Below are 6,175 nucleotides of genomic sequence, written 5' to 3'. Positions count from 1 at the left end.
GGGCGGCGGCGCCGAGGTCGTGATGGCGCTTCCCCCGGGCGCGGTCGTGGAGCGGTCGGACGCGGTGGCCGCCGACACCGATCGCCTGCAGGCGATCGTCGCACGGACCGACACGGAGGCGGGGCTCCCGGTGTCGGTCGCTGCGCAGCTGCGGACGGTCCGCCGGCGAGCGCTCGAGCTGGTGGGCGGCCAGGGGTTCGTCGCGGTGTCCGCGAACGGCGAGGACGTGGCCCACGCCACCGTCTACGGGACGTCCGACGTCGCGCAGATCGACGATGTCGCCACGCTGGTCGACCACCGGGGTCAGGGGCACGCGAAGTCGGTCGTCGCCGCCTGCGTCGCGGACGCGCGAGCCCGCGGGGCGCAGATCGTCTTCCTCACCGCCGAGGCCGACGACTGGCCCCGGCACCTCTACGCCGGGATGGGGTTCGTCACCGTGGCCAGGACCTGGGTCCTGCAACGCGAGGGCGTGGTGCCCGAGCCCCGTCGTGCTCAGTCGAGCGCGTCGAGCCGGCGCCCGCCCGCGTAGTCGGTGGCCTCGCGGACGTAGCGGTTGAACGCGGCGTCGGCCACCACGCGCTGCTCCCAGGCCCACGGCGCGCCGGGCGCCGTCGCCACCGCCAGATCCAGGACCCACGACGTGCCTCGGTCGTAGAGCTCGACCAGCTCGTCGGTCGTGAAGGCCGATCCCAGCTTGCGGCGCAGCTCGGCCACCGTGCACTCCACGACCCGCTCGATCGCGATCCGCTTCACGGGTTCGGTCGCCTCGAGGCGGCGCTCACCGTCTCTCCACTGCTGGACCGCCGTCTCGAAGCTCGCCATCGGGATCGAAGCTAGCAAGCCGCGAGCGCGGGCCGGCCCGAGGCGTCCGTGGCGTCCGGAGCTAGCCCTCGGGGAGCCCGCGGACGACGTAGGAGCGCTCGCCCGGACGGACCATCCCGAGCTTGCGCGCCTCCTCCTCCAGCACGCTCGGGTCCTTCAGAGCGGCTCGCCGCGCGCGCAGTTCGCGGTTCTCCTTGCGGAGCTCCTCCACCTGGGCGCGGCGCTCGGAGGCCTGCTGGCGCGTCGTGACGTAGGAGTGCAGCGGTCCCACGTACAGCGCGATGACGCCGAGCATGACCACGAGGAACGCGAAGCGCGTGATGCGATCGAGGCGGATTCCCGGGCGGCGTGCGGGCACTGCTGCGGAGATTCGACCGGGACCGTGCGGTTCCTGCTCGTGCGGACGGAATGCAATCCGCCGTGCGCCGCGCGTGTGTGGCGGCGCACGACGGTCGTGCTACGAGCGGAAGACCGACCGGCCGGGATAGGTCGCCGCGCCGCCCAGCGCTTCCTCGATGCGCAGGAGCTGGTTGTACTTCGCGACGCGGTCCGAGCGCGAGGGGGCGCCGGTCTTGATCTGGCCGCAGCCGGTGGCGACGGCCAGGTCCGCGATCGTGACGTCCTCCGTCTCGCCCGAGCGGTGGGACATGACCGCGGTGTAGCCGGCCGCCCTGGCCATGCGGATCGCCTCGAGCGTCTCGGTCAGCGTGCCGATCTGGTTGACCTTGATGAGGATCGAGTTCGCGGTCTGGCCGTCGATCCCGCGGCTCAGGCGCGCCGGGTTGGTGACGAACAGATCGTCGCCGACGAGCTGGACCTTGTCGCCGATCTTGTCGGTGAGGAGCTTCCAGCCGCCCCAGTCCTCCTCGTCCATGCCGTCCTCGATCGAGAGGATCGGATACTTGCCGGCCATCTCCGCCCAGTAGTCGGCCATCTCGGCGGACGTGAGCTTGCGGCCCTCGTGCTGGAGGTCGTAGAGGCCGTCCTCGCCGTAGATCTCGCTGGTCGCGGGGTCCAGCGCGATCGCGACGTCCTTGCCGGGGCCGTACCCGGCTGCCTCGATCCCGGCGACCAGCACCTGGAGCGCCTCCTCGTTGGAGCCGAGGTTCGGCGCGAAGCCGCCCTCGTCGCCCACCGAGGTCGCCATGCCCTGGTCGTGCAGCGTCTTCTTCAGCGCATGGAACACCTCGGCGCCGGTCCGCATGGCCTCCGTGAACGATGGGGCGCCGCAGGGGATGATCATGAACTCCTGGAAGTCGACGGAGTTGTCGGCGTGCGAGCCCCCGTTGAGGACGTTCATCATCGGGACGGGAAGGACGTGCGCGTCCGCGCCGCCGAGGTAGCGGTAGAGCGGCTGCCCAGCCTCGGCCGCAGCGGCGTGGGCGTAGGCCAGCGACACGCCGAGGATGGCGTTCGCCCCGAGGCGGGACTTGTTCGGCGTGCCGTCGAGCTCGATCAGCGCGCCGTCCAGGCCGGCCTGGTCGGCGCTGTCGCGGCCGGCGATCGCTTGCGCGATCTCCCCGTTGACGTTGGCGACCGCGTTCGTGACGCCCTTGCCGAGGTAGGCCGTCCCGCCGTCGCGCAGCTCGGTCGCCTCGAACTCCCCGGTCGACGCGCCGGACGGCACCGCGGCGCGGCCCGAGGCGCCCGAGGCGAGCGTCAGGTCGACCTCGACGGTCGGGTTGCCGCGGCTGTCGAAGATCTGGCGGGCGTGGACGGACTGGATCGCGCTCATGGCGCAATTCTCCCGCGCGCCGCGCCAACGCGTCGTCTCCTCGGGCTCTCCGGGGTGGCGCGTCCCCGCCGCGCCACCGGATACCGGTCAGTCCTCGTCGCGGAGGCGCGCCTGGGCGTAGTGCTGCAGCTGGCGCTCCGGTGACAGGGAGGACCAGTCCTCCCCCGCCTCCGCGGCGACCGACTCGGCCGCCTCGATCCGTCCGCGGAACCGGTCCGCGGCGGCGCGCAGGGCCAGCTCGGGGTCCACCTTCACCTTCCGCGCCACGTTGACCGCTGCGAAGAGGACGTCGCCGACCTCGTGGAACAGCGCGTCCCGTGCCGGGCCGGCCGTGGAGTAGTCCCCGTCCGCGCACTCGACGGCCTCCGCGAGCTCCTCGAGCTCGCTCTGGACGGCGTGCAGCGGCACGCCATCGAAGTCGAACCCGGTCGAGGCGGTGCGGCGCTGCACCTTCCTCGCGTACAGCGGCCCGGGCAGGTTCTCGGGCACCTCGCCGAAGATCCCCGGAGCCCGGCCCTCCTCGGACTGCTTGATCTGGTCCCAGTTCGCCAGGACCTCACCGGCGGTCGTCGCGTCCACGGTCCCTTCCGGCCCGGCGATCGCCGAGTCCGGGTCCGGGTAGACGTGCGGATGCCGGCGGATCAGCTTCTGCCGGCAGTGCTCGGCCACGTCGGCCAGCGAGGCCACCCCCCGCTCCTCCAGGAGGAGGGACAGGAAGTGCACCTGGAACAGCACGTCGCCGAGCTCGTCGACCATCTTGCGGTCGTCACCGGCGTTCGCGGCGTCCGCGAGCTCGAACGCCTCCTCGACCGTGTGCGGCACGATCGAGCGGGCGTCCTGCTCGCGGTCCCACGGACACGCCTCCCGCAGCTCGCGGGTGAGCGCGTCGAGGCGGATGAGCGCCTCCTGGATGTCGGAGGAGGAGCTCATCCGCGCGTCGCGCGTGCTACTCGGCCGGCGTCGGCGCGGTCTGCGGCGTGCCGGGCGCTGCGGTCGTGGTGTCGGTCTTCGGCTTCGGTGCGTTGTTGCAGTCCTGCGTCACGAAGCCGTCACGGCACTCCGTCTCCTTCTTCCACTTCTCGCGGAAGTCCTTGACGAAGCTGTCCAGCGCCTTCTGCTGGTTCTGCGAGGCGAGGAGCTGCTTGATGGTCTCCTTGGCCTGCGTCAGCGTCTGCTGGGAGGCCTTGGTGATCTTCTGGACCTTGAAGACGTAGTAGCCGAACTGCGTCTTGACGGGTCCGACGAGCTCGCCCTTCTTCGCCTTGAAGACCGCCTCGTCGAGGGCCTTCTCCTGCTGGCCCTTGGCGACGGCGAGCAGCACGCCACCCTGGTCCTTCGACGCCTGGTCGATCGAGTACTTCTTGGCCACGGCCTTGAACGACTGGCCGGAGGCGATCGCCGCCCGTGCCTCGTCGGCCTTCGCCTTGGTCTTCGTCAGCACGATCCGCAGGTCACGCCGCTCCGGCTGGGCGAAGCGCGACTTGTTCTTGGCGTAGTAGTCGGCGATCTCCTTGTCGGTGACCTTGTCCTTGCCCTTGGTCACCTTCTCGCGCAGCTTGTTGGAGAGGGTGTCGAGCTTCACGCGGAACAGCAGGTCGTCCATGGTCATGCCGGACGACTTGAGGAAGTTCTGGAAGTCGGCGTCCTTGGGGAACGACTGCTTCTTGGTGGTCTCGAACTGCTTCTTGACCTCGGCGTCCGTGACCTTGACGTCACGATCCGCGGCTTCGCCCTGGATCCAGTTGGCGGAGATCAGGAACTGCAGCACCTGATCGCGCAACCCCTCGTACTCCTGCTTGCACTGGGTCTTGAACTGCGCGTCCGTGGGCTTGGGCTGCCCCTTCGCGGGCTTCGGCGCGTCCTTGGCCTTCTTGGCGATGCAGGCCTTGAAGTCCGGAGGCTCGGGGATCGAGACGTCGGGCTTCTTCCCGGACGTGGCCTGCTGAGGGTTCGAGGCGCCCTGCGAGGAGATCGCGGCGACCTCCATCCAGTGATTGAAGTCCGTCTTCGTGATCGAGGAGTCGCCGACCTTCGCTACCGCGTTGCCGGGGACTGCGTCACCGCAGGCGGAAAGAGCGACGGCAGAAAGGACGACCGCCGCGGGCGCGGCGAGGAAACGTGCCTTGACTGAATTCATGAGACGGCGGATGCTAGCTGCACTGGCGTCACGCCCGCGTCACCGCCAAGAGGTCGTCTGCGGCCTTGAGCACCGCGGGGAACCGCTCGCCAGGGTCGTTGGACACGCGGAAGCTCACCTGGGCGCGCCCCGGCTCGACCTTCACGCCCTCGCTGCGCTCCTGCAGCGCCGCCGTCTGCGCCGCGTCGAGCTCGATGGGCGTGACCGTGAGCAGCCCCCCGCGGAAGGACACGCTCCGTCCCCCGGCCTGCCCGAGCTTGATCCGCGCGATCTGCAGGTCGATCAGGTTCGAGAGCGGGTCCGGGATGTCGCCGAACCGATCCTGCAGCTCGTCACGGAGCACGCCGAGGTCGGCGACCTCCCGGGCGCCGGCGATCCGCCGGTGGACGTCGATCTTGGCCTGCTCGTACGGGATGTAGTCCGCGGGGATGTAGGCGTCGACGCTGACGTCCAGGCGCACCGGCTCGCTCTCGTCCTCGTCCGGACCGTCGCCCATCGCCTGGACGGCCTCGTCCAGCATCGACATGTAGAGCTCGAAGCCGAGTGCCGCGACGTGGCCGGACTGCTCGTCGCCCAGCAGGTTCCCCGCGCCGCGCAGCTCCAGGTCGCGCATCGCGATCTTGAAGCCCGCCCCCAGCTCCGTGTAGTCCGAGAGCGCGCTGAGCCGCTTGGTCGCCTCCTCGGTGAGCGCGGCGGCCGCCGGGTACAGGAGGTACGCGTACGCCCGCTCCCGCGACCGGCCCACACGACCGCGGATCTGGTAGAGCTGCGACAGCCCGAACAGATCGGCCCGCTCGACGATGAGCGTGTTCGCCTGGGGGATGTCGATGCCCGACTCGATGATCGACGTCGCGACGAGCACGTCGGCCTCCCCCCGCAGGAACGCGATCATCCGCTGCTCGAGGTCCTGCTCGTCGAGCTGACCGTGCGCGACCTCGAACCGCATCTCCGGGCAGAGGGCCCGCAGCCGCTCGGCCGTCTCGTCGATCGTCTCGACGCGGTTGTGCAGGAAGAAGGCCTGCCCCCCGCGCGCCTTCTCGCGCAGGAGCGCCTGCTTCACGAGGTCCTCGTCGTACTCGCCGACGTAGGTCTTGACCGGGCGGCGTCCCTCCGGCGGCGTCTCGATGACGCTGATGTCGCGCAGTCCGGCGAGCGACATCTGCAGGGTGCGCGGGATCGGCGTGGCGCTCATCGCGATCACGTCGATCTTCATCTTGAGCTGGCGCATCAGCTCCTTCTGCTTGACGCCGAACCGCTGCTCCTCGTCGACGACGAGCAGGCCCAGGTCCTTGCCGCGGACGTCACGGCCGAGCAGGCGGTGCGTCCCGATCAGCACGTCGACCTTGCCGTCGTTGAAGCTCGCGACCGCCTCCTTCTGCTCCTTGGGCGTGCGGAACCGGCTGACGTGGTCGATCGTGAACGGGTAGTCCTTCATCCGCTCGGAGAACGACCCGAAGTGCTGCTGCGCGAGGATGGTCGTC

General features: G+C 70.2%; 7 protein-coding genes. 1 reads left to right on the top strand and 6 read right to left on the bottom strand.

All coding sequences use genetic code 11. The features are described 5' to 3' along the window. Positions 1-529 (top strand): GNAT family N-acetyltransferase (locus tag ABYE80_RS15665; RefSeq protein WP_372791233.1); only part of this gene is annotated, 529 nt, incomplete at its 5' end. On the opposite strand, the gene ABYE80_RS15660 is transcribed toward ABYE80_RS15665, so the two are convergent. From ABYE80_RS15660 to ABYE80_RS15635, 6 genes are all read right to left on the bottom strand, one after another. Then, entirely contained in the window at positions 493-822 is a 330-nt protein-coding gene (locus ABYE80_RS15660; RefSeq protein ID WP_372791232.1) for a hypothetical protein, read from the bottom strand. The genes ABYE80_RS15665 and ABYE80_RS15660 overlap by 37 nt on opposite strands. 61 nt (positions 823-883) lie before the next feature. Then, positions 884-1,180, bottom strand: a complete 297-nt coding sequence (locus tag ABYE80_RS15655; protein WP_372791231.1) for a septum formation initiator family protein — start codon at positions 1,178-1,180, stop codon at positions 884-886. 99 nt (positions 1,181-1,279) lie between these two features. After that, positions 1,280-2,557 (bottom strand): phosphopyruvate hydratase, encoded by a 1,278-nt coding sequence (eno, locus tag ABYE80_RS15650; RefSeq protein WP_372791230.1) that lies wholly within the window; start codon positions 2,555-2,557, stop codon positions 1,280-1,282. An 87-nt stretch (positions 2,558-2,644) separates the two neighbouring features. Next, a complete protein-coding gene (gene mazG, locus ABYE80_RS15645) occupies positions 2,645-3,487 on the bottom strand; it encodes a nucleoside triphosphate pyrophosphohydrolase (protein ID WP_372791229.1) in 843 nt (280 codons plus the stop codon). A gap of 16 nt (positions 3,488-3,503) precedes the next feature. After that, a complete protein-coding gene (locus ABYE80_RS15640) occupies positions 3,504-4,694 on the bottom strand; it encodes a peptidyl-prolyl cis-trans isomerase (RefSeq protein WP_372791228.1) in 1,191 nt (396 codons plus the stop codon). A gap of 28 nt (positions 4,695-4,722) precedes the next feature. Beyond that, positions 4,723-6,175 (bottom strand): helicase-related protein (locus ABYE80_RS15635; protein ID WP_372791227.1); only part of this gene is annotated, 1,453 nt, incomplete at its 5' end.

Source organism: Paraconexibacter sp. (assembly GCF_041602235.1).
Taxonomy (GTDB): domain Bacteria; phylum Actinomycetota; class Thermoleophilia; order Solirubrobacterales; family Solirubrobacteraceae; genus Paraconexibacter.
The sequence above is the reverse complement of the archived record's forward strand: the minus strand, read 5'-3'. Positions and strand labels throughout refer to the sequence as shown.